Origin of the sequence: Pseudomonas mosselii (assembly GCF_003205295.1) — a bacterium.
Classification (GTDB): Bacteria; Pseudomonadota; Gammaproteobacteria; order Pseudomonadales; family Pseudomonadaceae; genus Aquipseudomonas; species Aquipseudomonas mosselii_B.
In genome coordinates, this window is sequence record NZ_QJRP01000003.1 from 251,965 (window position 1) to 276,717 (window position 24,753).

A 24,753-nucleotide genomic window follows, 5' to 3' on the forward strand; every position below is an offset into this window, starting at 1 on the left:
GGGAAAATCGCCGCCTGATGGGTGTCGGCGTAGGCCGGATAGGCGCAGAATAGGCGCCCCCGGATTCGCATCCCCGGGGTTCGTGGAGAGCAAGCAATGGTTTTTGATCAGGTCCGCCAGCGGCGCCTGTCCGACGACATCGTCGATCGGTTGGAAGGGATGATTCTCGAGGGCACGTTGACTTCGGGGCAGCGCCTGCCCGCCGAACGCGTCCTGGCCGAGCAGTTCGGCGTGTCCCGTCCGTCGTTGCGCGAGGCGATCCAGAAGCTGGTGGCCAAGGGGCTGCTGGTCAGCCGCCAGGGTGGCGGCAACTATGTGGCCGAAGCCTTGGGCTCCACCTTCAGCGACCCGCTGTTGCAACTGCTGGAGCGCAATCCGGATGCCCAGCGCGACCTGCTGGAGTTCCGCCACACCCTGGAGGCGTCATGTGCCTACTACGCGGCCCAGCGCGCCACCGAGCCTGATCGCGAGCGCTTGAAGACGGCATTCGACGCGCTGCAGGATTGCTACAACCGTGTCGGCGAGGTGGACCGGGCGCAGGAGGGCGCGGCCGATGCGCGATTCCACCTGGCCATTGCCGAAGCCAGCCACAACGCCGTGCTGCTGCATACCATCCGCGGCTTGTTCGACCTGCTCAAGCGCAACGTGGTGACCAATATCGGCGGCATGTACCAGCAGCGCACGGAGACGCGCGACATGCTGATCAGTCAGCATCGCGAGCTCTATCTGGCGATTGTCGAGGGGCGGGCGGACGATGCGCGGGAGGTGTCTAGCCGGCATATCCTGTATGTCCAGGAGGTGCTGCAAGAGGCGCAGCAGGAGGCCCAGCGGGTGGCACGGGCGGAGCGGCGCAGCGGGCGCTGAGATGCGGCATGCGCGGTTCTTGTGGGAGCGGCCTTGTGTCGCGAAAAGGGCGCGCAGCGGCCTCTGGATCTATGCGTCACACAGATTGTAGGGGGCCGCTTCGCGGCCCTTTCGCGACACGAGGCCGCTCCTACAGTGACCGCGAGGGTCGGGCTTACTCTTCCTTGCCCTTGTTGCGCATCGTGCGCTGCAGCTCGCGGTTGGAGTCGCGCTCGCGCACGGTATCGCGCTTGTCGAACTCCTTCTTGCCCTTGCCGAGCGCGATCTCGCACTTGATCAGGTGCTTGCTCCAGTACAGCGACATCGCCACGCAGGTGTAGCCCTTCTGCGCCACGGCCGCTTCCAGGCGCTCCAGCTCGCGCTTGTTCAGCAGCAGCTTGCGGGTGCGGATCGGGTCGGCGATGACGTGGGTGCTGGCGGTGTTCAGCGGGGTGATGTGGCTGCCGAACAGCCAGGCTTCGCCATCCTTGAGCAGCACGTAGCTGTCGGTCAGGTGCGCCTTGCCGGCCCGCAGGCTCTTTACTTCCCAGCCGGACAGGACCAGCCCGGCCTCGAACTTGTGTTCGATGAAGTAATCGTGTCGCGCCTTCTTGTTCTGCGCGATGGTCCCGGTCGGATGTTTCTTTTGCTTAGCCATAGGGGCGGCATTATAGGGAGAGTCCGCGTCCTCGGCTATGGGGTTTAGGTGCGCTTGAGCCAGTTGTGTGAATCCCGGACAATACAGGCCTCGTTCTGCCGCGCAGAACCGTATTCGAGGCGCTGCGACGCGCCGCCGCCCAGATTGGAAGTGACGCCTGGATGACTACCCATATTCAACGCTCCGCCCTGCTGCCGTTCCCTGCCCAGGCGCTCTACGACCTGGTCAACGATGTGGCCAGCTACCCGGAGTTCCTGCCCTGGTGCTCGGCTTCCACCGTGCTCGAGGCCAGCGACACGCACATGCGGGCCAGGCTGGAAGTGGCCAAGGGTGGCATGAGCCAGCAGTTCACCACGCGCAACGTGCTGGTGCCGGGGCAGTCGATCGAGATGAACCTGGAGGATGGGCCGTTCACCCAGCTGCACGGTTTGTGGGTGTTCAAGCCGCTGGGCGAGAAAGCCTGCAAGATCAGCCTCGACCTGTCGTTCGACTACGCCGGCGCCTTGGTGCGCGCGACCTTGGGCCCGCTGTTCAACCAGGCGGCCAATACCATGGTCGATGCGTTTTGCCAGCGCGCCAAGCAGATCAATGGCTGAATAGTGCTGGCCTGAACCAAAGGCTTTTCGAAGGCGCAACAAAAAGCCCGGACTGGATCCGGGCTTTTTAGTGTCGGCGCATTTACTGCGGCGAGGTTTCCAGTGGTGCTGGCGTCGGGACCGGGGTGGTCTCGATGTTGTCGATTTCCTTCTGCAGCGTGTCTTCCAGTGAGCCTGGCTTGGCCGGCTTCTCGGGCTGGCTCGGCTGCTTGTCCGGGCTGACCGTGGTGTCGCCGCTGCCGCCGAGGATTTCCTGGTCGCGGCTGACGCCCGGCATGAAGTCGCCGGAGAGGCTGACCAGTTGGTCGTTCTCGTTGAAGAAGATGCTCATGCGCTCCTGCTGGCGCTGGCCGCCGCCGGGTTGCAGGCTGTACAGGTAGTCCCAACGGTTGGTGTGGAAGGTGTCCTGCAGCAGGGGGTTGCCCATGATAAACCTTACTTGCCGACGGGTCATTCCCGGGCGCAATTGGTCTATCATGTCTTGCGTGACGACATTGCCCTGCTGGATGTCGATTTTGTAAACCCCGGGAAACGAGCAACCGGCGAGTGCGAGCAGTCCCACTAGAGTGAGGCTGGTTAGCAAGAGCTTGGTGTTTTGCATCGGTGGGCGACTTCCACTATCTTGGCTGGACAACGTAAACCCCGATCATACCCGTATTAAGAGAAGCTGCGAAGCAGCATCGGCGAGAAAGCTGACCATGGTTGAAAATAGCGAATTGCGCAAAGCGGGCCTCAAGGTAACCCTGCCTCGAGTAAAGATTCTTCAGATGCTCGACTCGGCCGAGCAGCGTCACATGAGTGCCGAGGACGTCTACAAGGCGCTGATGGAGGCTGGCGAGGATGTCGGTCTGGCGACCGTGTACCGCGTACTGACCCAATTCGAAGCGGCGGGCCTGGTGGAGCGCCACAACTTTGATGGCGGCCACGCGGTGTTCGAGCTGGCGGATGGCAAGCACCACGATCACATGGTCAACGTGGACAGCGGTGAAGTCATTGAATTCTTCGATGCCGAAATCGAGAAGCGCCAGAAAGAGATCGTTGCCGAGCATGGCTTCGAGCTGGTGGATCACAATCTGGTTCTGTATGTGCGTAAAAAGAAGTAACGATTTAGATCGTTATTGAAGACAAAGGCGACCTTCGGGTCGCCTTTGTGCTTTGTGGTATCTCAAGTCTTGCGCGATCTCTGTAGGAGCGGCCTTGTGTCGCGAAAGGGCTGCGTAGCAGCCCCTGCAATTCTGAGTCATGCAGAGATCCTGGGGCCGCTGCGCGCCCCTTTCGCGACACAAGGCCGCTCCTACAGGGACCGCACAGGCTCAGGCCTTGCTGCTCACCACCATCTTGCGTGCATGGGCCAGCGATTCCTTGGTCAGGTCGATCCCGCCCAGCATCCGCGCCACTTCCTCGACCCGCTCGCGCTTGCCCAGGCTGGACACGGCGGTGTGTGTGGTGTCGCTGTTGCGTACCTTGTGCACGAACAGATGGTGATGGCCCTGCGCGGCCACCTGGGGCAGGTGGGTCACTGTCAGTACCTGGCCGCGCTCGCCGAGACGACGCAGCAGTTGGCCGACGATTTCCGCGGTCGGGCCGCCGATCCCCACATCCACTTCGTCGAATACCAGGGTGGGAATGCGCGAGGTCTGCGCGGTGATCACCTGGATCGCCAGGCTGATACGCGACAGCTCACCGCCTGAGGCGACCTTGGCCAGGCCCTTGAGTGGCTGACCGGGGTTGGCGCTGACCAGTAGTTCGATCTGCTCCAGGCCATGGGGCGAGAGGTCGCCGTTATCAAAGGGCGTGAGCTCGATGCAGAATCGCCCGCCGGGCATGCCCAGGCGCTGGATTTCCTGTTCGACGGCGGTGGCCAGCTGTTTGGCGGCTTGCTGGCGCAGCGCGCTCAGCTCGCGGGCCTTCTCTTTATAGTGCTGGGCGTAGGCGGCCAGCTCCTCGCCGAGGCGCTCGATCGATTCGTCGCTGGCGTTAAGCCCTTCCAGCTCCTCCATCAGGCGCTGTTGCAAGTGCGGCAGCTCGGTGGGGTGCACGCGGTGTTTGCGGGCGAGGGTATAGATAGTATCCAGGCGTTCTTCGAGGGCCTGCAGGCGCATCGGGTCGGCGTCGAAGTTGTCGAGGAAGCGGTTGAGCTCGCCGACGGCTTCTTCCACCTGGATCTGCGCGCTGGCGATCAGGTTGACCGCCTCGCCCAGTGCCTTTGGGCTGTTGCCGACCGCGGTGAGCCGGTTGAGGCTGACGGTCAGGGCACTCAGCACGTTACCCGAGTCGCTTTCGCTGCACTGGTCGATGACCTGGCGGCAGATGCCGAACAGCGCCTCGGCGTTGGTCAGGTTCTTGTGTTCCTGCTCCAGCTGTTCCAGCTCGTTTTCGCCAAGGCCCAGGTTGTCGAGTTCTTCCAGCTGGTAGCTGAGCAGTTGATGGCGCGCCCGTTGCTCGTCCCCGGAATTGCTCAGGCGCTCCAGCTCCTGGCTGGTCTGGTTCCAGCGCTTGGCGGCCAGCTGGACCTGGCGGGACAGGTCGGTGGCGCCGGCATACTCGTCCACCAGCCGGCGGTGGGTGTCGGTTTTCAGCAGTGACTGGTGCTCGTGCTGGCTGTGGATGTCGATCAGCAGCTCGCCCAGGGCCTTGAGGTCGCCCAGCGGGCAGGGGGTGCCATTGATGTAGCCGCGGCTGCGGCCCTCGGCGGTGATCACCCGGCGCAGGATGCATGGCCCGTCGCTTTCCAGGTCGCGCTGGGCGAGCCAGGCATGCGCTTCGGGGATGTCGACAAGGTCGAAGGTGGCGAGGATATCGGCCTTGTCGGTGCCCGGACGCACCACGCCGCTGTCGGCGCGGTCGCCGAGTGCCAAACCGAGGGCATCGAGCATGATCGACTTGCCGGCCCCGGTCTCGCCGGTGATGACGGACATGCCGCGGGCGATCTCGAGGTCGAGGTGTTCGACGATGGCGTAGTTGTGAATGGACAGGTGCACCAGCATGGGGCGGCTCCCGAAGGGTCGTGTCTGGATATTTATACAGTGCTTTTCGTGAGTCTGCCAATAGCCGGTCGATGAATGTGGAAAAGCGCTTTGCCCCTTGAACCTGGTTTTTCCGACCCCATATAGCCGGCAAGACATGGCGAGCCTGGCTCGCACGACAGAAATCGTGGAGGAGAAACCCAATGGCTGACGAACAGCTGGATGAGAAGAACCTGAATTCCGAAGAAGCCGGTGCTGCGAATGTCGATGCCCGCGTCCTGGAGCTCGAGGAGCAGCTGGCCGCCGCCAAGGACCAGTCCCTGCGCACCGCCGCCGACCTGCAGAACGTCCGCCGCCGCGCCGAGCAGGATGTCGAGAAGGCCCACAAGTTCGCCCTGGAGAAGTTCGCCGGCGACCTGCTGCCGATCATCGACAGCCTGGAGCGTGGCCTGGAGCTGTCCAGCGCCGACGACGAAACTATCAAGCCGATGCGCGAAGGTATCGAGCTGACCCTGAAGATGTTCCAGGACACCCTCAAGCGCTACAACCTGGAAACCATCGAGCCGCACGGCCAGCCATTCAACGCCGAGCACCACCAGGCGATGGCCATGCAGGAAAGCGCCGATGTCGAGCCGAACAGCGTGCTGAACGTGTTCCAGAAGGGCTACCTGCTCAATGGCCGCCTGCTGCGCCCCGCCATGGTGGTGGTCAGCAAGGCGCCGAGCGCCCCGCAGCCTTCGATCAATGAAAAGGCTTGAAATCTTTCCGGGCACCCCCATCTAGGTGTCAAGCCTTCAAGTATTAGTGCAGTTGGCCAAAGCAGTCGCTGCTACCAAATTCAAGTTTCGGGAGAATCAACATGGGTAAAATCATCGGTATCGACCTGGGGACCACCAACTCCTGCGTCTCCGTGCTGGAAAACGGCACCGCCAAGGTCATCGAGAACGCCGAAGGTGCGCGTACCACCCCTTCGATCATCGCCTACGCCAACGACGGTGAGATCCTGGTCGGCCAGTCGGCCAAGCGCCAGGCGGTCACCAACCCGCATAACACCCTGTTCGCGGTGAAGCGCTTGATCGGCCGTCGTTTCGAAGAAGATGTCGTGCAGAAAGACATCAAGCTGGTGCCTTACAAGATCGTCAAGGCCAACAACGGTGACGCCTGGGTTGAGGCTGCCGACAAGCAGATGGCTCCGCCGCAGATCAGCGCCGAAGTCCTGAAAAAGATGAAGAAGACCGCCGAAGACTACCTCGGCGAGCCGGTCACCGAAGCGGTCATCACCGTTCCGGCCTACTTCAACGACAGTCAGCGTCAGGCGACCAAGGACGCCGGCCGTATCGCTGGCCTGGACGTAAAACGTATCATCAACGAACCGACCGCCGCCGCGCTGGCCTACGGCATGGACAAGGGCAAGGGCGACCACACCGTGATCGTCTATGACCTGGGTGGTGGTACCTTCGACGTATCGGTCATCGAAATCGCCGAAGTCGACGGTGAGCACCAGTTCGAAGTACTGGCCACCAACGGCGACACCTTCCTGGGTGGCGAAGACTTCGACATGCGTCTGATCGACTACCTCGTCGACGAGTTCAAGAAAGAGTCCGGCATGGACCTGAAGAACGATCCCCTGGCCCTGCAGCGTCTGAAAGAAGCCGCTGAAAAAGCCAAGATCGAGCTGTCCTCCGCTCAGTCGACCGACGTCAACCTGCCGTACATCACTGCAGATGCCACCGGTCCCAAGCACCTGAACGTGAAGATCTCCCGCGCCAAGCTGGAGTCGCTGGTCGAAGACCTGGTCAACCGCACCATCGAGCCATGCCGTATCGCGCTGAAAGACGCCGGCATCGACGCCAGCAAGATCGACGACGTGATCCTGGTCGGTGGCCAGACGCGTATGCCGATGGTGCAGAAGGCTGTTGCCGACTTCTTCGGTAAAGAAGCGCGCAAGGACGTCAACCCTGACGAAGCCGTCGCCATGGGCGCCGCCATCCAGGGCGCCGTTCTGGCTGGTGACGTCAAGGACGTGCTGCTGCTGGACGTCAGCCCGCTGACCCTGGGTATCGAAACCATGGGCGGCGTGATGACCGCGCTGATCGAGAAGAACACCACCATCCCGACCAAGAAGTCGCAGGTGTTCTCGACCGCCGACGACAACCAGGGCGCCGTGACCATCCACGTGCTGCAGGGCGAGCGCAAGCAAGCTTCGCAGAACAAGTCGCTGGGCAAGTTCGACCTGGCCGACATCCCGCCGGCTCCGCGCGGCGTACCGCAGATCGAAGTGACCTTCGACATCGACGCCAACGGCATCCTGCACGTCGGCGCGAAGGACAAGGCCACCGGCAAGGCGCAGTCGATCGTGATCAAGGCCAACTCCGGCCTGTCCGACGAAGAAATCGAGAAAATGGTGCGTGACGCCGAGGCCAACGCCGAGGAAGACCGCAAGTTCGAAGAGCTGGCCGCCGCCCGTAACCAGGGTGACGCGCTGGTCCACTCGACCCGCAAGATGGTCACTGAAGCCGGTGACAAGGTCACCGCTGAAGAGAAGACCGCCATCGAGGCCGCCGTGGTCGCCCTGGAAGCCGCCGTCAAAGGCGACGACAAGGCCGCCATCGACGCCAAGGTCGAGGAGCTGTCCAAGGTTTCGGCGCCTGTCGCTCAGAAGATGTACGCCGAGCAGCAGGCCGAGCAACCGCAGGGCGGCGCCCAGCAGGCCGAGCCGGAAGCCAAGCACGATGACGTGGTTGACGCCGAGTTCGAAGAAGTGAAAGACAACAACAAGCAGTAATTCCTGCATGTTGTCGGCCGGTTCACCGTCGTTTGTCGGTGAACTGGTAGGATGTCGCCGCGCGGGAGCTTGCTCCCGCGTTGGCGTGTCTGGAACACGAGAATTATTTACGGCATCTGTCACGGCGTATTCGCTTATGACGACAGGTGCTGGTGGCATGGCGCACGATGCGCCGAGGTATGCCGAACGCCCCCAAGAGTGCATATGACCTATGGCAAAGCGTGATTTTTATGAGGTCCTGGGTGTCGAGCGTGGCGCCAGTGAAGGTGATCTCAAGAAGGCCTACCGCCGTCTGGCGATGAAGTACCACCCGGACCGCAACCCGGGCGACAAGGAATCGGAAGACCTGTTCAAGGAGGCCAACGAGGCCTACGAAGTGCTGTCCGATGCCAGTAAGCGCGCGGCGTACGACCAGTATGGCCATGCCGGCGTAGACCCGAGCATGGGTGGCGGCGGTGCCGGTTTCGGCGGTGCCAACTTCTCAGACATCTTCGGCGATGTCTTCAGCGACTTCTTCGGCGGCGGCCGCGGTGGCGGTCGTGGCGGTGCCCAGCGCGGCAGCGACCTGCGCTACACCCTCGAGCTCAACCTCGAAGAGGCGGTGCGCGGCACCACGGTCAACATCCGTGTGCCCACGCTGGTCAACTGCAAGCCGTGCGACGGCTCCGGCGCCAAGAAGGGCTCGACACCGTCGACCTGCCCGACCTGCGGCGGCATCGGCCAGGTGCGCATGCAGCAGGGCTTCTTCGCTGTGCAGCAGACCTGCCCGCGTTGCCATGGCCAGGGCAAGATCATCACCGACCCTTGCGGTTCGTGCCACGGCGAAGGTCGTGTCGAGGAATACAAGACGCTGTCGGTCAAGGTGCCGGCCGGTGTCGATACCGGTGATCGCATTCGCCTGTCCGGCGAAGGCGAGGCGGGCGCCCATGGCGGTCCGACCGGTGATCTGTATGTGGTCGTCAATGTGCGCGAGCATCCGATCTTCCAGCGCGACGGCAAGCATCTCTACTGCGAAGTGCCGATCAGCTACACCGACGCCGCCCTGGGTGGCGAGCTGGAAGTGCCGACACTCGACGGTCGCGTGAAGCTGAAGATCCCCGAAGGCACCCAGACCGGCAAGCAGTTCCGTCTGCGCGGCAAGGGTGTGGCGCCGGTGCGCGGTGGTGCGGCGGGCGACCTGCTGTGTCGCGTGGCGGTGGAAACGCCGGTCAACCTCAGTCGTCGCCAGCGCGAACTGCTCGAAGAACTGCGTGATTCGCTCGAGGGCGACAGCTCCCATTCGCCCAAGGCCAGTGGCTGGTTCGAGGGTATGAAGCGCTTCTTCGGCGATCTCTGAGAAGGAACAGGCTATGCGACGTATTGCGGTAATGGGCGCGGCGGGACGGATGGGCAAGACCCTCGTCGAGGCCGTGCAGCAGCAGGCGCCCCAGACGGGCCTGACGGCGGCGATCGATCGCCCGGACAGCTCGCTGGTCGGGGCCGATGCCGGTGAGCTGGCGGCCCTGGGGCGTATCGGCGTGCCGATCTGCGACGACCTGGCCAAGGTCGCCGACGAATTCGATGTGCTGATCGACTTCACGCATCCTTCGGTGACGCTCAAGAACCTGGCGTTCTGCCGCAAGGCGGGCAAGGCCATGGTCATCGGTACCACCGGTTTCACGCCGGAAGAGAAAGACCAGCTGGCAGAGGCGGGCAAGGAGATCCCGATCGTCTTTGCGGCGAATTTCAGCGTGGGCGTGAACCTCAGTCTCAAGCTGCTGGACATGGCGGCCCGGGTGCTGGGCGACGATGTGGATATCGAGATCATCGAGGCCCATCACCGGCATAAGGTCGACGCACCGTCGGGGACCGCGCTGCGCATGGGTGAAGTAGTTGCCAATGCGCTGGGGCGCGACCTGCAGGAAGTGGCGGTTTATGGTCGTGAAGGCCAGACCGGCGCCCGTGATCGCAAGACCATCGGTTTCGCCACGGTGCGGGCGGGTGATGTGGTCGGTGATCACACGGTGCTGTTCGCCGCCGAAGGCGAGCGCCTGGAGATCACCCACAAGGCCTCCAGTCGCATGACCTTCGCCAAGGGCGCCGTGCGCGCTGCGCTGTGGCTGGAAGGGCGTGAGCCAGGCCTGTATGACATGCAGGACGTGCTCGAGCTGCGTTGATGTGGCGGGGCTGCCTGGCAGCCCCTTGTCGCATTCGTGTGTTTTAGAGACACATCTACGGTAGACCGAAAACGCACTTTTCTGTAAGCTACAGCTTTAGTGTGTCCACTAAAAGCGCGCAGCGAATTGAATTCAGCACATGAAAGCGGGGTGACGTGTCCATACGTCATTCCGCTTTTTTGCAACCTGCGATCGCCCTTTCATGCTTGATTTACGGGAGGTCTTCTTGACAAAGCCAGCCATACTCGCCCTTGCCGACGGCAGTATTTTTCGCGGTGAAGCCATTGGTGCCGACGGTCAGACCGTTGGCGAGGTGGTATTCAACACCGCTATGACCGGCTACCAGGAAATCCTTACAGACCCTTCCTATGCCCAGCAAATTGTTACCCTGACCTACCCGCACATCGGCAACACCGGCACCACCCCTGAAGACGCGGAATCCAGCCGCGTCTGGTCCGCTGGCCTGGTCATTCGCGACCTGCCGCTGCTGGCCAGCAACTGGCGCAACACCCAGTCGCTGCCTGACTATCTCAAGGCCAACAACGTCGTCGCCATCGCTGGCATCGACACCCGTCGCCTGACCCGTATCCTGCGTGAGAAGGGCGCCCAGAACGGCTGCATCCTGGCGGGTGACAACATCAGCGAAGAGGCCGCCATCGCTGCCGCTCGCGCCTTCCCGGGCCTGAAGGGCATGGACCTGGCCAAGGTCGTTTCCACCAAGGAACGCTACGAGTGGCGCTCCAGTGTGTGGGAGCTGAAGACCGACAGCCACCCGACCATCGAAGCCGCCGACCTGCCGTACCATGTGGTCGCCTTCGACTACGGCGTCAAGCTGAACATCCTGCGCATGCTGGTCGCCCGTGGCTGCCGCGTCACCGTGGTGCCCGCCCAGACCCCGGCCAGCGAAGTCCTGGCACTCAATCCTGATGGCGTGTTCCTGTCCAACGGCCCTGGCGACCCCGAGCCGTGCGACTACGCGATCCAGGCGATCAAGGAAATCCTCGACACCGAGATCCCGGTATTCGGTATCTGCCTCGGCCACCAGCTGCTGGCCCTGGCCTCCGGCGCCAAGACCGTGAAGATGGGCCACGGCCACCACGGCGCCAACCACCCGGTCCAGGACCTGGACACCGGCGTGGTCATGATCACCAGCCAGAACCACGGTTTCGCTGTCGACGAAGCCACCTTGCCGGGCAACGTCCGCGCCATCCACAAGTCGCTGTTCGACGGTACCCTGCAGGGCATCGAGCGCACCGACAAGAGCGCGTTCAGCTTCCAGGGCCACCCTGAAGCGAGCCCAGGCCCGACCGACGTCGCGCCACTGTTCGATCGTTTCACCGATGCCATGGCCAAGCGCCGCTGAGCATCCTGCATCAAGGCCCCGGGCCGGCTCCTGCCGCGCCCGGAAGCGCCTGACCCAGATTGTTCAAAGCGGCTTGCCGACTGACCCCGGATTTGAGTGACCACCATGCCAAAACGTACAGACATCAAAAGCATCCTGATTCTCGGCGCTGGCCCGATCGTGATCGGCCAGGCCTGCGAATTCGACTACTCCGGCGCCCAGGCCTGTAAAGCCCTGCGCGAGGAAGGTTTCCGCGTCATCCTGGTGAACTCCAACCCGGCCACCATCATGACCGACCCGGCCATGGCCGACGCCACCTACATCGAGCCGATCAAGTGGCAGTCGGTGGCCAAGATCATCGAGAAAGAGCGTCCGGACGCGGTGTTGCCTACCATGGGTGGCCAGACCGCACTGAACTGCGCCCTGGACCTGGAGCGCCATGGCGTTCTGGAGAAGTTCGGCGTAGAGATGATTGGCGCTAACGCCGACACCATCGACAAGGCCGAAGACCGTTCGCGCTTCGACAAGGCGATGAAGGACATCGGCCTGGAGTGCCCGCGCTCCGGTATCGCCCACAGCATGGAAGAGGCCAATGCGGTCCTCGAGAAGCTTGGCTTCCCGTGCATCATCCGTCCGTCGTTCACCATGGGCGGCACTGGCGGTGGTATCGCTTACAACCGTGAAGAGTTCGAAGAAATCTGCACCCGCGGCCTGGACCTGTCGCCGACCAAGGAGCTGCTGATCGACGAATCGCTGATCGGCTGGAAAGAGTACGAGATGGAAGTGGTCCGCGACAAAAAGGACAACTGCATCATCGTCTGCTCGATCGAAAACTTCGACCCGATGGGCGTGCACACCGGTGACTCGATCACCGTTGCCCCGGCACAGACCCTGACCGACAAGGAATACCAGATCATGCGCAACGCCTCGCTGGCGGTGCTGCGTGAAATCGGTGTCGAGACCGGCGGTTCCAACGTGCAGTTCGGTATCTGCCCGAATACCGGCCGCATGGTCGTGATCGAGATGAACCCGCGGGTTTCCCGTTCCTCGGCCCTGGCTTCCAAGGCCACCGGCTTCCCGATCGCCAAGATCGCTGCCAAGCTGGCCATTGGTTACACCCTCGACGAACTGCAGAACGACATCACCGGCGGCCGCACCCCGGCGTCCTTCGAGCCGTCGATCGACTACGTCGTCACCAAGCTGCCACGCTTCGCCTTCGAGAAATTCCCGAAAGCCGACGCCCGCCTGACCACCCAGATGAAATCCGTGGGTGAAGTCATGGCCATCGGCCGCACCTTCCAGGAATCCCTGCAGAAAGCCCTGCGCGGCCTGGAAGTCGGCGCCTGCGGCCTGGACCCGAAAGTCGACCTGGCCAGCCCTGAGGCTGCCGGCATCCTCAAGCGCGAGCTGACCGTACCGGGCGCCGAGCGCATCTGGTATGTCGCTGACGCCATGCGTTCGGGCATGACCATCGAGGAAATCTTTGCCCTGACCGGCATCGACCTGTGGTTCCTGGTGCAGATGGAAGATCTGATCAAGGAAGAAGAGAAGGTCAAGACCCTGGCCCTGTCGGCGATCGACAAGGACTACATGCTGCGCCTCAAGCGCAAGGGCTTCTCGGACCAGCGCCTGGCCAAGCTGCTCGGCATCACCGACAAGAACCTGCGCCGTCACCGCCACAAGCTGGAAGTGTTCCCGGTGTACAAGCGCGTCGACACCTGCGCCGCCGAGTTCGCCACCGATACCGCCTACCTGTACTCGACCTACGAGCAAGAGTGCGAGGCCAACCCGTCGACCCGAGACAAGATCATGATCCTGGGTGGCGGCCCGAACCGTATCGGCCAAGGCATCGAGTTCGACTACTGCTGTGTGCACGCCGCGCTGGCACTGCGTGAAGACGGTTACGAGACCATCATGGTCAACTGCAACCCGGAAACCGTCTCCACCGACTACGACACCTCCGACCGCCTGTACTTCGAGCCGCTGACCCTGGAAGACGTGCTGGAAGTCTGCCGCGTCGAGAAGCCAAAGGGCGTGATCGTCCACTACGGCGGCCAGACCCCGCTGAAACTGGCCCGCGCTCTGGAAGAAGCCGGCGTACCGATCATCGGTACCAGCCCTGACGCCATCGACCGCGCCGAAGACCGTGAGCGCTTCCAGCAGATGGTCCAGCGCCTGAACCTGCTGCAGCCGCCAAACGCCACCGTTCGCAGCGAAGACGAAGCCATCGCTGCCGCCGGCAAGATCGGCTACCCGCTGGTGGTTCGCCCGTCCTACGTACTGGGTGGACGCGCCATGGAGATCGTCTACGAGCTGGACGAGCTCAAGCGCTACCTGCGCGAAGCGGTACAGGTCTCCAACGACAGCCCGGTGCTGCTCGACCACTTCCTCAACTGCGCCATCGAGATGGACGTGGATGCGGTCTGCGACGGCACCGACGTAGTGATTGGCGCGATCATGCAGCACATCGAGCAGGCTGGCGTTCACTCCGGTGACTCGGCGTGCTCGCTGCCGCCTTACTCGCTGAGCAAGGAAGTACAGGACGAAGTCCGCGTCCAGGTCAAGAAAATGGCCCTGGAGCTGGGTGTGGTCGGCCTGATGAACGTGCAGCTGGCCCTGCAGGGCGACAAGATCTACGTGATCGAGGTCAACCCGCGCGCCTCGCGTACCGTGCCGTTCGTCTCCAAGTGCATCGGCACTTCCCTGGCGATGATCGCGGCCCGCGTCATGGCCGGCAAAACCCTGAAGGAGCTGGGCTTCACCCAGGAAATCATCCCGAACTTCTACAGCGTCAAGGAAGCCGTCTTCCCGTTCGCCAAGTTCCCGGGGGTTGACCCGATCCTCGGCCCTGAGATGAAATCGACCGGTGAAGTCATGGGCGTCGGCGACAGCTTCGGCGAAGCCTTCGCCAAGGCCCAGATGGGCGCCAGCGAAGTGCTGCCGACCGGCGGTACCGCGTTCATCAGCGTGCGTGACGACGACAAGCCGCAAGTGGCTGGCGTTGCCCGCGACCTGATCGCCCTGGGCTTCGAAGTGGTCGCCACCGCTGGCACCGCCAAGGTGATCGAAGCGGCCGGCCTGAAAGTGCGTCGCGTGAACAAGGTGACCGAGGGTCGCCCGCACGTGGTCGACATGATCAAGAACGACGAAGTGTCGCTGATCATCAACACCACCGAGGGCCGTCAGTCGATCGCCGACTCCTACTCGATTCGTCGCAATGCGTTGCAGCACAAGATTTACTGCACCACCACCATTGCGGCCGGTGAAGCCATCTGCGAGGCGCTGAAATTCGGTCCGGAAAAGACCGTTCGTCGCCTGCAGGATCTGCATGCAGGACTCAAAGCATGAGCATTACCAAGTACCCGATGACCGTCCAGGGCGCTCGCGCCCTGGAGGAAGAGCATCTGTTCCTGAGCAAGACCGAGCGTCCGCGCCTGAGCCAGGCGATCGGCGAGGCTCGCGAGCTGGGCGATCTCAAGGAAAACGCCGAGTACCATGCCGCCCGCGAGGAGCAGGGCATGGTCGAGGCGCGTATCCGCGATATCGAAGGCCGTCTGCAGAACTCGGTGGTGATCGACGTCACCACCATCGCCCACACCGGCAAGGTGATCTTCGGCACCACCGTGGTGCTGGCGAACACCGAGACCGATGAAGAGGTGACCTACCAGATCGTCGGCGAGGACGAAGCCGACGTGAAGCAGGGCAAGCTCTCCAGCGGTGCGCCGATCGCCCGTGCCATCATCGGCAAGGAAGAAGGTGATACTGTCGTCGTCAAGACGCCAAGTGGCACGGTCGAGTACGAGATTGTCGAAGTCAAGCACATCTGACCGGCGCCTGCGGGCGCCATCCCTCGAGGGGATCCTCTGGCAGCTGGCCCAGGTGTTCTGGGTCGGCGGCCTGTGGGTGTTCCACGTGGGGCTGGTGCCGGCGCTGAAGGTCAGTAGCCTGGCGCCGTTGCTGGTGCAGGACATTGCCGTGCAGATCGACCGCTGGTTGATCGGCGTGGCGCTGCTCGGGCTGTTGACCCAGCTGGCGGTATTGGCGAGGGTGGATGGCCTGGCGGCCTGGTGGCGGCAGTTCCGCGGCCAGATGCTGCTGCTCGGCCTAGGTGCCTGCGTCAGCTACTACACGCTGCGCTACGGGATTTCCGTGGGCGAGCGTTGGCAGATGTTCTGCATTCTGGTGCTGGGCTTCTCCGGCATCGTGCTGGTGGCCCAGCCTGTCCCGGTCAGGGCACGGCGGTAAGCGACTCAAGATCGCTGGGGCCGCTTTGCGGCCCTTTCGCGACACAAGGCCGCTCCCACAGGGATTGCGCTGCGCCGTAGGTCGGTGCAATCCCTGTGGGGGCGGCCTTGTGTCGCGATGGGCTGCGCAGCAGCCCTGCTACCGTTACTTGTAACGGTGGATGTTGGACAGCTGCTTGTTCGGCTGCGGGTTCTTGCGATAGATCAGCGCTTTCTTGCCGATGGTCTGCACCAGTTCGGCGCGGCCGGCCTTGCACAGTTCGGCGATGGTCTCGGCGCGTTCCTCGCGATCTTCCGAGCGAATCTCGACCTTGATCAGCTCGTGATCGACCAGGGCGCGTTCCAGTTCGGCGATCACGCCTTCATTCAAACCGTTGCCAGCAACGATCAGGACCGGCTTCAGGTCGTGACCAATGGACTTGTATTGCTTCTTCTGCTCGTTATTGAGCGGCATAATCTGACCCTTTTCGTCTGATTCTGTAAAATTGACGGGCATTTTACCCGAGGGCCTGTGGCTCCGCCCAGTCAAACACGACGCATATCATCGAGGTGCCCCGTGGTACAACGTTCCAAAAGCAGCGCAAACTGGCTGCGCGAACATTTCAACGATCCTTTCGTCAAGCAGGCGCAGAAGGATGGCTACCGCTCGCGCGCGAGCTACAAGCTGCTGGAGATCCAGGAGAAAGACCGCCTGATCCGTCCCGGCATGAGCGTGATCGACCTCGGTGCCGCGCCGGGGGGCTGGTCGCAGGTGACCAGTCGTCTGATTGGCGGTCAGGGCCGCCTGATCGCCTCGGACATCCTGGAAATGGACTCCATCCCCGACGTTACCTTCATCCAGGGCGACTTCACCCAGGACGAAGTGCTGCAGCAGATCCTGCAGGCGGTCGGCGATTCGCACGTGGACCTTGTGATTTCCGATATGGCCCCCAATATGAGTGGTACGCCCGCAGTGGACATGCCGCGCGCCATGTTCCTCTGCGAACTGGCCCTGGATCTGGCGACCCGCGTGCTCAAGCCCGGCGGGGATTTCCTGATCAAGATTTTCCAAGGCGAAGGCTTCGACATGTACCTCAAGGACGTGCGCAGCAAGTTCGACAAGGTGCAGATGCGCAAGCCCTCGTCCTCGCGAGACCGTTCCCGTGAACAGTACCTGCTGGGCAAGGGTTTCAAGGGCGCATGAAAGGCGTATTGCGGGGTTGCCGATAGTTATTTCCAATCGGCCGCCCCGTCTGGATCGTCCGAACTTCGTGTAGTCTAGCTTTCACAAAGGGTTACAGACGGTGCCTGCGGATGCGTGGGTAATGTAGTAAGTTAGGGCGATGAATATCATGCGAGGCACGGCTGCGTCGTGCGCCGGCCTCAGAGGGTAGCGAATTGAACGACATGGCAAAGAATCTGATCCTCTGGTTGATCATCGCCGCCGTCTTGGTGACGGTGATGAACAACTTCTCCAGCCCTAACGAGCCGCAGACCCTCAACTATTCCGACTTCATCCAGCAGGTCAAGGATGGCAAGGTCGAGCGCGTGACTGTCGACGGCTACATCATTACCGGCAAGCGTACCGACGGCGACAACTTCAAGACCGTGCGCCCGGCCATTACCGACAACGGCCTGATCGGCGACCTGGTGGACAACCACGTCACCGTCGAAGGCAAGCAGCCGGAGCAGCAGAGCATCTGGACCCAGTTGCTGGTCGCCAGCTTCCCGATCCTGGTGATCATCGCCGTGTTCATGTTCTTCATGCGCCAGATGCAGGGTGGCGCTGGTGGCAAAGGCGGGCCGATGAGCTTCGGCAAGAGCAAGGCGCGTCTGTTGTCCGAAGATCAGGTCAAGACCACCCTGGCCGACGTTGCCGGTTGCGACGAAGCCAAGGAAGAGGTTGGCGAACTGGTCGAGTTCCTGCGCGACCCGGGCAAGTTCCAGCGCCTGGGTGGCCGTATCCCGCGTGGCGTGCTGATGGTGGGCCCGCCAGGTACCGGTAAGACCCTGTTGGCCAAGGCCATCGCCGGCGAAGCCAAGGTGCCGTTCTTCACTATCTCGGGTTCCGACTTCGTTGAAATGTTCGTCGGTGTCGGTGCCAGCCGTGTGCGCGACATGTTCGAGCAGGCGAAGAAGCACGCCCCCTGCATCATCTTCATCGACGAAATCGACGCCGTCGGTCGCCACCGTGGCGCCGGCATGGGCGGCGGTCACGACGAGCGTGAGCAGACCCTCAACCAGCTGCTGGTCGAGATGGATGGCTTCGAGATGAACGATGGCATCATCGTCATCGCCGCCACCAACCGTCCGGACGTGCTCGACCCGGCGCTGCTGCGCCCGGGCCGCTTCGACCGCCAGGTGGTGGTCGGCCTGCCGGACATCCGTGGTCGTGAGCAGATTCTCAAGGTCCACATGCGCAAGGTCCCGATTGGCGAGAACGTCAACCCGGCTGTCATTGCTCGCGGTACCCCTGGTTTCTCCGGTGCCGACCTGGCCAACCTGGTCAACGAGGCGTCGCTGTTTGCCGCGCGGTCCAGCAAGCGCGTGGTCGAGATGAAAGAGTTCGAGCTGGCCAAAGACAAGATCATGATGGGCGCCGAGCGCAAGACCATGGTCATGTCCGAGAAAGAGAAGCAGAACACTGCATACCACGAGGCGGGTCACGCCATTGTCGGTCGCGTCGTTCCCGAGCACGACCCGGTCTACAAGGTCTCGATCATTCCCCGTGGCCGCGCCCTGGGCGTGACCATGTTCCTGCCGGAAGAAGACCGCTACAGCCTGTCCAAGCGCGCGTTGATCAGCCAGATCTGCTCGCTGTACGGTGGCCGTATCGCCGAAGAGATGACCCTGGGCTTCGACGGTGTCACCACCGGGGCCTCCAACGACATCATGCGCGCCAGCCAGATTGCCCGGAACATGGTCACCAAGTGGGGCCTGTCCGAGAAACTCGGCCCGTTGATGTATGCGGAAGAGGAGGGCGAGGTATTCCTCGGCCGTAGCGCGGCGAGCCAGCATGCCAGCGTCTCGGGCGAGACCGCCAAGATGATCGACTCCGAGGTGCGCAGCATCATCGATCAGTGCTACGCCACGGCCAAGCAGATCCTCACCGACAACCGTGACAAGCTCGACGCCATGGCCGAGGCCTTGATGAAGTACGAAACCATCGATGCCGACCAGATCGACGACATCATGGCTGGCCGTACCCCGCGCGAGCCGCGTGACTGGGACAATGATTCCGGTACCTCCGGCAACCAGGCTTCCCAGGACGATCGTCCGGAGTCGCCGATCGGCGGTCCAGCGGCTCAACACTAAGGGCATCTATGAGCTCAGTGCAGTACCCGACCCGGTTGCCTTGCGGCAACCGGGTTCTTGATTTGTCCCGTACCCATGTCATGGGTATCCTCAATGTCACTCCTGATTCGTTCTCCGATGGTGGGCGCTTCAATCAGCGCGACGAGGCCTTGCGCCATGCCGAAGCCATGGTTTCAGCGGGGGCTACGCTGATCGATGTCGGAGGCGAGTCCACCCGCCCTGGTGCGAGGGCGGTATCCCCGCTTGAGGAGTTGGAGCGCGTCGCGCCGATCGTCGAGGCGATCAGCAGTCGGCTCGATGTGATTATCTCGGTCGATACCTCTACACCCTCGGTCATGCGTGAGACGGCCCGCCTTGGTGCAGGGCTGATCAACGACGTGCGCGCCCTGGAGCGTGACGGCGCGCTTGATGCGGCTGCCGATACCGGGTTGCCGGTGTGCTTGATGCACATGCGTGGCGAGCCGGGCACCATGCAGGACAATCCGCAGTATGAGGATGTGACAGCCGATGTAACGCGCTATCTTGAACAGCGAATGGCAGCCTGCGCGGCGGCCGGCATCGGGGCTGAGCGCATCATCCTCGATCCAGGGTTCGGCTTTGCCAAGACCCTCGAGCACAACCTGAGCCTGTTCAAGCACATGGAAGCGCTCTATCGCTTGGGGTGCCCTCTGCTGGTGGGGGTCTCGCGCAAGAGCATGATCGGCCTCGCGCTGGACCGCCCGGTCGGCGAACGGCTTTACGGCAGTCTGGCCCTGGCCGCCCTGGCCATGACCAAGGGTGCGAGCATCCTGCGGGTGCATGACGTCGCCGAAACCGTCGACGTCGTGCGCATGATCGCAGCGGTCCAGAACGCCGAATAGGAACATTGGAGTCACTATGAGCAGAAAATACTTTGGTACCGATGGTATCCGTGGTCGCGTCGGCCAGTTCCCCATCACCCCGGACTTCATGCTGAAGCTCGGCTGGGCCGCCGGCATGGCCTTCCGCAAGCAGGGCAACTGCCGGGTGCTGGTGGGCAAGGACACGCGGATCTCCGGCTACATGTTCGAATCCGCGCTCGAGGCGGGCCTGTCCGCCGCCGGTGCCGACGTGATGCTGCTCGGCCCGATGCCGACGCCGGCCATCGCCTACCTGACCCGCACCTTCCACGCCGAAGCCGGCATCGTCATCAGCGCTTCGCACAACCCCCATGACGACAACGGCATCAAGTTCTTCTCCGGTGCCGGCACCAAGCTGCCGGACGAAGTCGAGCTGATGATCGAAGAGCTTCTCGACCAGCCGATGAATGTTGTCGAGTCCAGCAAGTTGGGCAAGGTCTCGCGCATCAACGACGCGGCGGGGCGCTACATCGAGTTTTGCAAGAGCAGTGTGCCCAGTAGCACCAGCTTCGAAGGCCTGAAGATCGTCGTGGACTGTGCCCACGGCGCCACCTACAAGGTCGCACCGAGCGTGTTCCGTGAGCTGGGTGCCGACGTCACCGTGCTGCACGCTGCCCCGGATGGCCTGAACATCAATGAGAACTGCGGTTCGACCCATATCGAGTCGCTGCAGGCGGCGGTCCTGGTTGGCCATGCGGATATCGGCATCGCCTTCGACGGCGACGGCGACCGCGTGCTGATGGTCGATCACACCGGCACCATCGTCGACGGTGACGAACTGCTGTTCATCATCGGTCGCGACATGCAGGAGCGCGGCAAGCTGCAAGGCGGCGTGGTCGGCACCCTGATGAGCAACCTGGGCCTGGAGTTGGCGTTCAAGGAGCTGGATATTCCATTCGTGCGGGCCAAGGTGGGCGACCGCTACGTCATGGCCGAGCTGCTCGAGCGCGAATGGCTGCTGGGTGGCGAAAACTCCGGTCATGTCGTCTGTGGCAGCCACACTACCACCGGCGATGCGATCATCGCCGCGCTGCAGGTGCTGATGGCGCTCAAGCGTCGTGGTGAAAACCTTGCCCAGGCCCGCCAGGCCGTGCGCAAGTGCCCGCAGGTGCTGATCAACGTGCGCTTCGCGGCGGGCAAGAGCGATCCGCTGGAGAACCCTCTGGTCAAGGAAGCCAGTGCCAAGGCCACCGAGGCCATGGCCGGTCGCGGCCGCGTGCTGCTGCGCAAATCCGGTACCGAGCCGTTGGTGCGGGTGATGGTCGAGGGCGACGATGAAAACCAGGTGCGCGGCCATGCCGAGGCACTGGCCAAGCTGGTCGAAGAAGTTTGTGCCTGAAAGAAGCTTGCCAGCGCAGATCTGGTTGGGTAAGATTTGCGCCCACTTTGACCGACGAGGTAAAGCATGCGTCGCCCCATGGTAGCTGGTAACTGGAAGATGCACGGTACCCGCGCCAGCGTCGTAGAGCTGACCCAGGGCTTGGGCAAATTGTCCCTGCCGAGCGGAGTGGAAGTCGCGGTGTTTCCACCGTCCTTGTTCATCAATCAAGTGATTGATGGCCTGGAGGGCAAAGGAATCAACGTAGGCGCACAGAATTCTGCAGTACAGCCTGAACAAGGCGCGCTGACCGGCGAAGTTGCACCGAGTCAGTTGGCTGAAGTCGGTTGCAAATATGTATTGATTGGGCATTCCGAGCGTCGCCAGATTATTGGTGAAAACGACGAAGTGCTGAATCAGAAGTTTGCAGCTGCTCAGAAAAGTGGTTTGACGCCAGTGCTGTGTATAGGGGAAACTCTTGCAGAGCGCGAGGCAGGTGAGACGCTCGAAGTTGTAGGGCGTCAACTAAGCGTTGTTATCGACGTATTTGGTATCAAGGCTTTCGCCAATGCAGTTATTGCCTATGAGCCTGTCTGGGCCATTGGTACTGGTTTGACGGCCTCGCCACAGCAAGCCCAGGATGTGCATGCAGCCATCCGCAAGCAGTTGGCGGCGAAGGACGCCGAAGTTGCAGAAAGTATGCAGCTTCTCTACGGCGGCAGCGTGAAGGCGGCCAATGCGGCTGAACTGTTCGGCATGCCGGATATCGATGGGGGGCTCATTGGTGGAGCGTCCCTGAACGCAGACGAATTCGGTGCAATTTGTCGCGCCGCAGGAAACTGAACAAATGCTGGAAACAGTCGTAGTTGTTTTTCATCTGTTGGCGGCGTTGGCACTGGTTGTAATGGTGCTGCTGCAACAGGGTAAGGGTGCGGAAGCCGGTGCATCTTTTGGCGCAGGTGCTTCAAATACTGTGTTCGGAAGCCAAGGTTCCGCTACCTTTTTGAGTAAAGTTACTGCTATACTTGCTGCCACTTTCTTTTTGACTGCACTTGGGTTAGGATACTTCGCCAAGCAGCAGGCTCACCAGCTGACTCAAGCTGGTCTGCCAGATCCAGCGGTGCTGGAAGTCAAAGAGCCAAAGCCGGCAGTCAATGATGATGTACCGGTGCTCCAGCAGCAGAAGAGTGAAACCACCAACTCCGGTGACGTACCTCCTCCAGCCAAAGAGCAGCAGTAACGGGTTTCAAGAAGTAGTATTGCCGAGGTGGTGGAATTGGTAGACACGCAACCTTGAGGTGGTTGTGCCCATAGGGTGTAGGGGTTCGAGTCCCCTTCTCGGTACCAATTGAAGCATGAGAGCCCGCTTTAGCGGGCTTTCTTGCAGGTGGAGGTCGGATTGACCCAGCAAAGGGTTCAGTCTTATACTTTCGCCCCAGCTTTGTCGCGGGGTGGAGCAGCTTGGTAGCTCGTCGGGCTCATAACCCGAAGGTCGTTGGTTCAAATCCAGCCCCCGCAACCAGCTTCAGCAGAGCCCCTTTTCAGGGGCTTTTTGCTAGCCGAACAGTTTTGGCGTCGTTGTCCAACGGCGCTTTCAGGGATGGGCGCTTCGCCCATTTTTTATTTGCACAGCATGCACGAGGGGGTTCAGGTGTCGAGCAAGCTAGAACAGTTGCAGGCCTTGTTGGCCCCGGTTGTCGAGGGCCTGGGCTACCAATGCTGGGGGATCGAATACGTCTCCCAAGGCAAGCATTCGGTACTGCGTATCTATATCGACAAGGAAGGCGGGATCCTGGTGGAAGACTGCGAAGCCGTCAGCCGTCAGGCCAGCGCCATCCTCGATGTGGAAGATCCAATCAGCTCTGAATATACCCTCGAGGTGTCCTCTCCAGGCATGGACCGCCCGCTGTTCACCTTAGAACAGTTTGCTGCGCATGCCGGCGAGCAGGTGAAGATCAAGCTGCGTACGCCCTTCGAGGGCCGTCGTAACTTCCAGGGCCTTCTCCGTGGTGTGGAGGAGCAGGATGTGGTGGTGCAGGTGGACCAGCACGAGTTCCTGTTGCCGATCGACTCGATCGACAAGGCCAATATTATTCCCAGTTTTGACTGAGACGTGCCGGGCCCGGTGAAACACCCGGGGCCAATGGCTTGCGCAAGGCGAGGCGTACGATGAGCAAAGAAGTACTGCTGGTTGTTGAATCGGTATCCAACGAAAAGGGTGTACCGCCCGGCGTCATTTTCGAGGCGCTGGAAGTGGCCTTGGCCACTGCAACCAAGAAACGTTTTGAGGACGAAGTCGACCTGCGTGTGGAAATCAACCGCCACACCGGTAGCTACGAGACCTTCCGCCGCTGGACCGTGGTCGACGAGAACGACCTGGACGATCCGGCGATCGAGACCTGGCTGGAAAAGATCCAGGACACGCACCCGGACGCCAAGATCGGTGACGTGATCGAAGAGAAGATCGAGTCGATCGAGTTCGGCCGCATCGCCGCCCAGACCGCCAAGCAGGTCATCGTGCAGAAGGTCCGCGAGGCCGAGCGCGCCCAGGTGGTCGACGCCTACCGCGAGCGCGTGGGCGAGATCATCTCCGGTACCGTGAAGAAGGTCACCCGCGACAACGTCATCGTCGACCTGGGCAACAACGCCGAGGCGCTGCTGGCCCGCGAAGACATCATTCCCCGTGAGACCTTCCGTGTCGGCGTGCGCCTGCGTGCGCTGCTCAAGGAAATCCGCACCGAGAACCGTGGTCCGCAGCTGATCCTGTCGCGTACCGCGCCGCAGATGCTGATCGAGCTGTTCCGCATTGAAGTGCCGGAAATCGCCGAAGGCCTCATCGAAGTCATGGCCGCCTCCCGTGATCCGGGTTCGCGTGCCAAGATCGCCGTCCGCTCCAAGGACAAGCGCATCGACCCGCAAGGCGCCTGCATCGGCATGCGCGGTTCGCGTGTCCAGGCCGTATCCGGCGAGCTGGGTGGCGAGCGTGTGGATATCGTCCTGTGGGACGAGAACCCGGCGCAGTTTGTCATCAACGCCATGTCGCCGGCAGAGGTTGCCGCGATCATCGTTGACGAAGATGCCCATGCGATGGACATCGCCGTGGCCGAGGACAACCTGGCCCAGGCCATCGGACGTGGCGGCCAGAACGTCCGTCTGGCCAGCCAGCTGACTGCATGGACCCTGAACGTGATGACCGAGAAGGACATCCAGGCCAAGCAACAGGCTGAGACAGGCGACATCCTGCGTAACTTCATCGAGGAACTGGAAGTCGACGAAGAGCTGGCACAGGTGCTGGTCGACGAAGGCTTCACCAGCCTCGAAGAAATTGCCTACGTACCGTTGGAGGAAATGCTCAACATCGATGGCTTTGACGAGGACATCGTCAATGAGCTGCGCGCTCGTGCCAAGGACCGTTTGTTGACCAAGGCCATCGCTACCGAAGAAAAACTGGCAGACGCCCATCCGGCTGAAGACCTGCTCTCCCTCGAGGGCATGGACAAGGACCTGGCGGCGGAACTGGCGGTGCGCGGCGTGGTTAACCGCGAAGACCTGGCCGAGCAGTCGATTGACGACCTGCTCGACATCGACGGCATCGACGAAGAGCGTGCCGGCAAGTTGATCATGGCCGCCCGAGCCCACTGGTTCGAGTAATTAGGCGCGGCCTGAGGAGAGA

The 24,753-nt window shown here is 62.1% G+C and carries 23 protein-coding genes and 2 tRNA genes; 21 read left to right on the forward strand and 4 right to left on the reverse strand.

Features of this window, described 5'->3' with window-relative positions; genetic code table 11:
• Positions 1-96 precede the first annotated feature (96 nt).
• On the forward strand, positions 97-864 hold the full coding sequence (locus DMX06_RS04650; protein ID WP_110735053.1) for an FCD domain-containing protein: 768 nt from the start codon (positions 97-99) through the stop codon (positions 862-864).
• 154 nt (positions 865-1,018) lie between these two features.
• Here the strand turns inward: DMX06_RS04650 and smpB are convergent, their stop codons facing one another.
• Entirely contained in the window at positions 1,019-1,501 is a 483-nt protein-coding gene (gene smpB, locus DMX06_RS04655) for an SsrA-binding protein SmpB (protein WP_023629355.1), read from the reverse strand.
• Positions 1,502-1,662: 161 nt separating this feature from the next.
• Between smpB and DMX06_RS04660 the strand changes: the two genes are divergently transcribed.
• The gene (locus DMX06_RS04660; RefSeq protein WP_028691270.1) at positions 1,663-2,097 is read left to right on the forward strand and encodes a type II toxin-antitoxin system RatA family toxin; all 435 of its coding nucleotides are present in this window, start codon (positions 1,663-1,665) and stop codon (positions 2,095-2,097) included.
• Between the two features lie 82 nt (positions 2,098-2,179).
• Here the strand turns inward: DMX06_RS04660 and bamE are convergent, their stop codons facing one another.
• Complete coding sequence (gene bamE, locus DMX06_RS04665; protein ID WP_110735055.1) at positions 2,180-2,698, reverse strand: outer membrane protein assembly factor BamE; 519 nt, start codon at positions 2,696-2,698, stop codon at positions 2,180-2,182.
• A 97-nt stretch (positions 2,699-2,795) separates the two neighbouring features.
• On the opposite strand from bamE, the gene fur reads away from it, so the two are divergent.
• Positions 2,796-3,200, forward strand: a complete 405-nt coding sequence (gene fur / locus DMX06_RS04670) for a ferric iron uptake transcriptional regulator (protein WP_028691268.1) — start codon at positions 2,796-2,798, stop codon at positions 3,198-3,200.
• Positions 3,201-3,410: 210 nt separating this feature from the next.
• On the opposite strand, the gene recN is transcribed toward fur, so the two are convergent.
• A complete protein-coding gene (gene recN / locus DMX06_RS04675) occupies positions 3,411-5,084 on the reverse strand; it encodes a DNA repair protein RecN (RefSeq protein ID WP_110735057.1) in 1,674 nt (557 codons plus the stop codon).
• 182 nt (positions 5,085-5,266) lie between these two features.
• Here recN and grpE point away from each other — a divergent pair, with 182 nt between their 5' ends.
• The 8 genes from grpE to DMX06_RS04715 all read left to right on the forward strand — a co-directional run bounded on the left by grpE (position 5,267) and on the right by DMX06_RS04715 (position 15,591).
• Entirely contained in the window at positions 5,267-5,821 is a 555-nt protein-coding gene (gene grpE / locus DMX06_RS04680) for a nucleotide exchange factor GrpE (protein WP_110735060.1), read from the forward strand.
• Between the two features lie 101 nt (positions 5,822-5,922).
• Positions 5,923-7,848 (forward strand): molecular chaperone DnaK, encoded by a 1,926-nt coding sequence (gene dnaK, locus DMX06_RS04685; RefSeq protein ID WP_102683185.1) that lies wholly within the window; start codon positions 5,923-5,925, stop codon positions 7,846-7,848.
• Positions 7,849-8,059: 211 nt separating this feature from the next.
• Positions 8,060-9,184: a molecular chaperone DnaJ gene (gene dnaJ, locus DMX06_RS04690; protein WP_102683186.1), complete on the forward strand. Its 1,125-nt coding sequence runs from the start codon at positions 8,060-8,062 to the stop codon at positions 9,182-9,184.
• Positions 9,185-9,197: 13 nt separating this feature from the next.
• The gene (gene dapB, locus DMX06_RS04695; protein WP_110735063.1) at positions 9,198-10,004 is read left to right on the forward strand and encodes a 4-hydroxy-tetrahydrodipicolinate reductase; all 807 of its coding nucleotides are present in this window, start codon (positions 9,198-9,200) and stop codon (positions 10,002-10,004) included.
• A 226-nt stretch (positions 10,005-10,230) separates the two neighbouring features.
• Complete coding sequence (carA, locus tag DMX06_RS04700; protein WP_110735065.1) at positions 10,231-11,367, forward strand: glutamine-hydrolyzing carbamoyl-phosphate synthase small subunit; 1,137 nt, start codon at positions 10,231-10,233, stop codon at positions 11,365-11,367.
• 105 nt (positions 11,368-11,472) lie between these two features.
• Positions 11,473-14,694 (forward strand): carbamoyl-phosphate synthase large subunit, encoded by a 3,222-nt coding sequence (gene carB / locus DMX06_RS04705; RefSeq protein ID WP_110735067.1) that lies wholly within the window; start codon positions 11,473-11,475, stop codon positions 14,692-14,694.
• Entirely contained in the window at positions 14,691-15,173 is a 483-nt protein-coding gene (greA, locus tag DMX06_RS04710; protein WP_011532131.1) for a transcription elongation factor GreA, read from the forward strand. Before carB ends, greA begins: the two co-directional genes overlap by 4 nt.
• Complete coding sequence (locus tag DMX06_RS04715; RefSeq protein WP_110735068.1) at positions 15,151-15,591, forward strand: MFS transporter; 441 nt, start codon at positions 15,151-15,153, stop codon at positions 15,589-15,591. Before greA ends, DMX06_RS04715 begins: the two co-directional genes overlap by 23 nt.
• A 144-nt stretch (positions 15,592-15,735) precedes the next feature.
• Here DMX06_RS04715 and yhbY read toward each other — a convergent pair whose 3' ends face one another.
• Positions 15,736-16,044, reverse strand: a complete 309-nt coding sequence (yhbY, locus tag DMX06_RS04720) for a ribosome assembly RNA-binding protein YhbY (protein WP_003249945.1) — start codon at positions 16,042-16,044, stop codon at positions 15,736-15,738.
• Between the two features lie 102 nt (positions 16,045-16,146).
• On the opposite strand from yhbY, the gene rlmE reads away from it, so the two are divergent.
• From rlmE to nusA, 10 genes are all read left to right on the forward strand, one after another.
• The gene (rlmE, locus tag DMX06_RS04725) at positions 16,147-16,773 is read left to right on the forward strand and encodes a 23S rRNA (uridine(2552)-2'-O)-methyltransferase RlmE (protein ID WP_011532133.1); all 627 of its coding nucleotides are present in this window, start codon (positions 16,147-16,149) and stop codon (positions 16,771-16,773) included.
• A 203-nt stretch (positions 16,774-16,976) separates the two neighbouring features.
• Complete coding sequence (ftsH, locus tag DMX06_RS04730; protein ID WP_110735071.1) at positions 16,977-18,884, forward strand: ATP-dependent zinc metalloprotease FtsH; 1,908 nt, start codon at positions 16,977-16,979, stop codon at positions 18,882-18,884.
• 8 nt (positions 18,885-18,892) lie between these two features.
• Positions 18,893-19,744, forward strand: coding sequence for a dihydropteroate synthase (folP, locus tag DMX06_RS04735; RefSeq protein WP_110735073.1), 852 nt, complete (start codon positions 18,893-18,895; stop codon positions 19,742-19,744).
• Between the two features lie 16 nt (positions 19,745-19,760).
• Complete coding sequence (glmM, locus tag DMX06_RS04740; protein ID WP_110735076.1) at positions 19,761-21,101, forward strand: phosphoglucosamine mutase; 1,341 nt, start codon at positions 19,761-19,763, stop codon at positions 21,099-21,101.
• Positions 21,102-21,167: 66 nt separating this feature from the next.
• Positions 21,168-21,923: a triose-phosphate isomerase gene (tpiA, locus tag DMX06_RS04745; RefSeq protein WP_110735078.1), complete on the forward strand. Its 756-nt coding sequence runs from the start codon at positions 21,168-21,170 to the stop codon at positions 21,921-21,923.
• A 4-nt stretch (positions 21,924-21,927) separates the two neighbouring features.
• Entirely contained in the window at positions 21,928-22,320 is a 393-nt protein-coding gene (gene secG, locus DMX06_RS04750) for a preprotein translocase subunit SecG (RefSeq protein WP_028691255.1), read from the forward strand.
• Between the two features lie 21 nt (positions 22,321-22,341).
• Positions 22,342-22,427: transfer RNA gene (locus tag DMX06_RS04755), tRNA-Leu, on the forward strand.
• 98 nt (positions 22,428-22,525) lie between these two features.
• A tRNA-Met gene (locus tag DMX06_RS04760) sits at positions 22,526-22,602 on the forward strand.
• Between the two features lie 129 nt (positions 22,603-22,731).
• Positions 22,732-23,190, forward strand: a complete 459-nt coding sequence (gene rimP / locus DMX06_RS04765) for a ribosome maturation factor RimP (RefSeq protein WP_038707604.1) — start codon at positions 22,732-22,734, stop codon at positions 23,188-23,190.
• A gap of 59 nt (positions 23,191-23,249) precedes the next feature.
• Complete coding sequence (nusA, locus tag DMX06_RS04770; RefSeq protein WP_110735081.1) at positions 23,250-24,731, forward strand: transcription termination factor NusA; 1,482 nt, start codon at positions 23,250-23,252, stop codon at positions 24,729-24,731.
• The last annotated feature ends 22 nt before the right edge of the window (positions 24,732-24,753 follow it).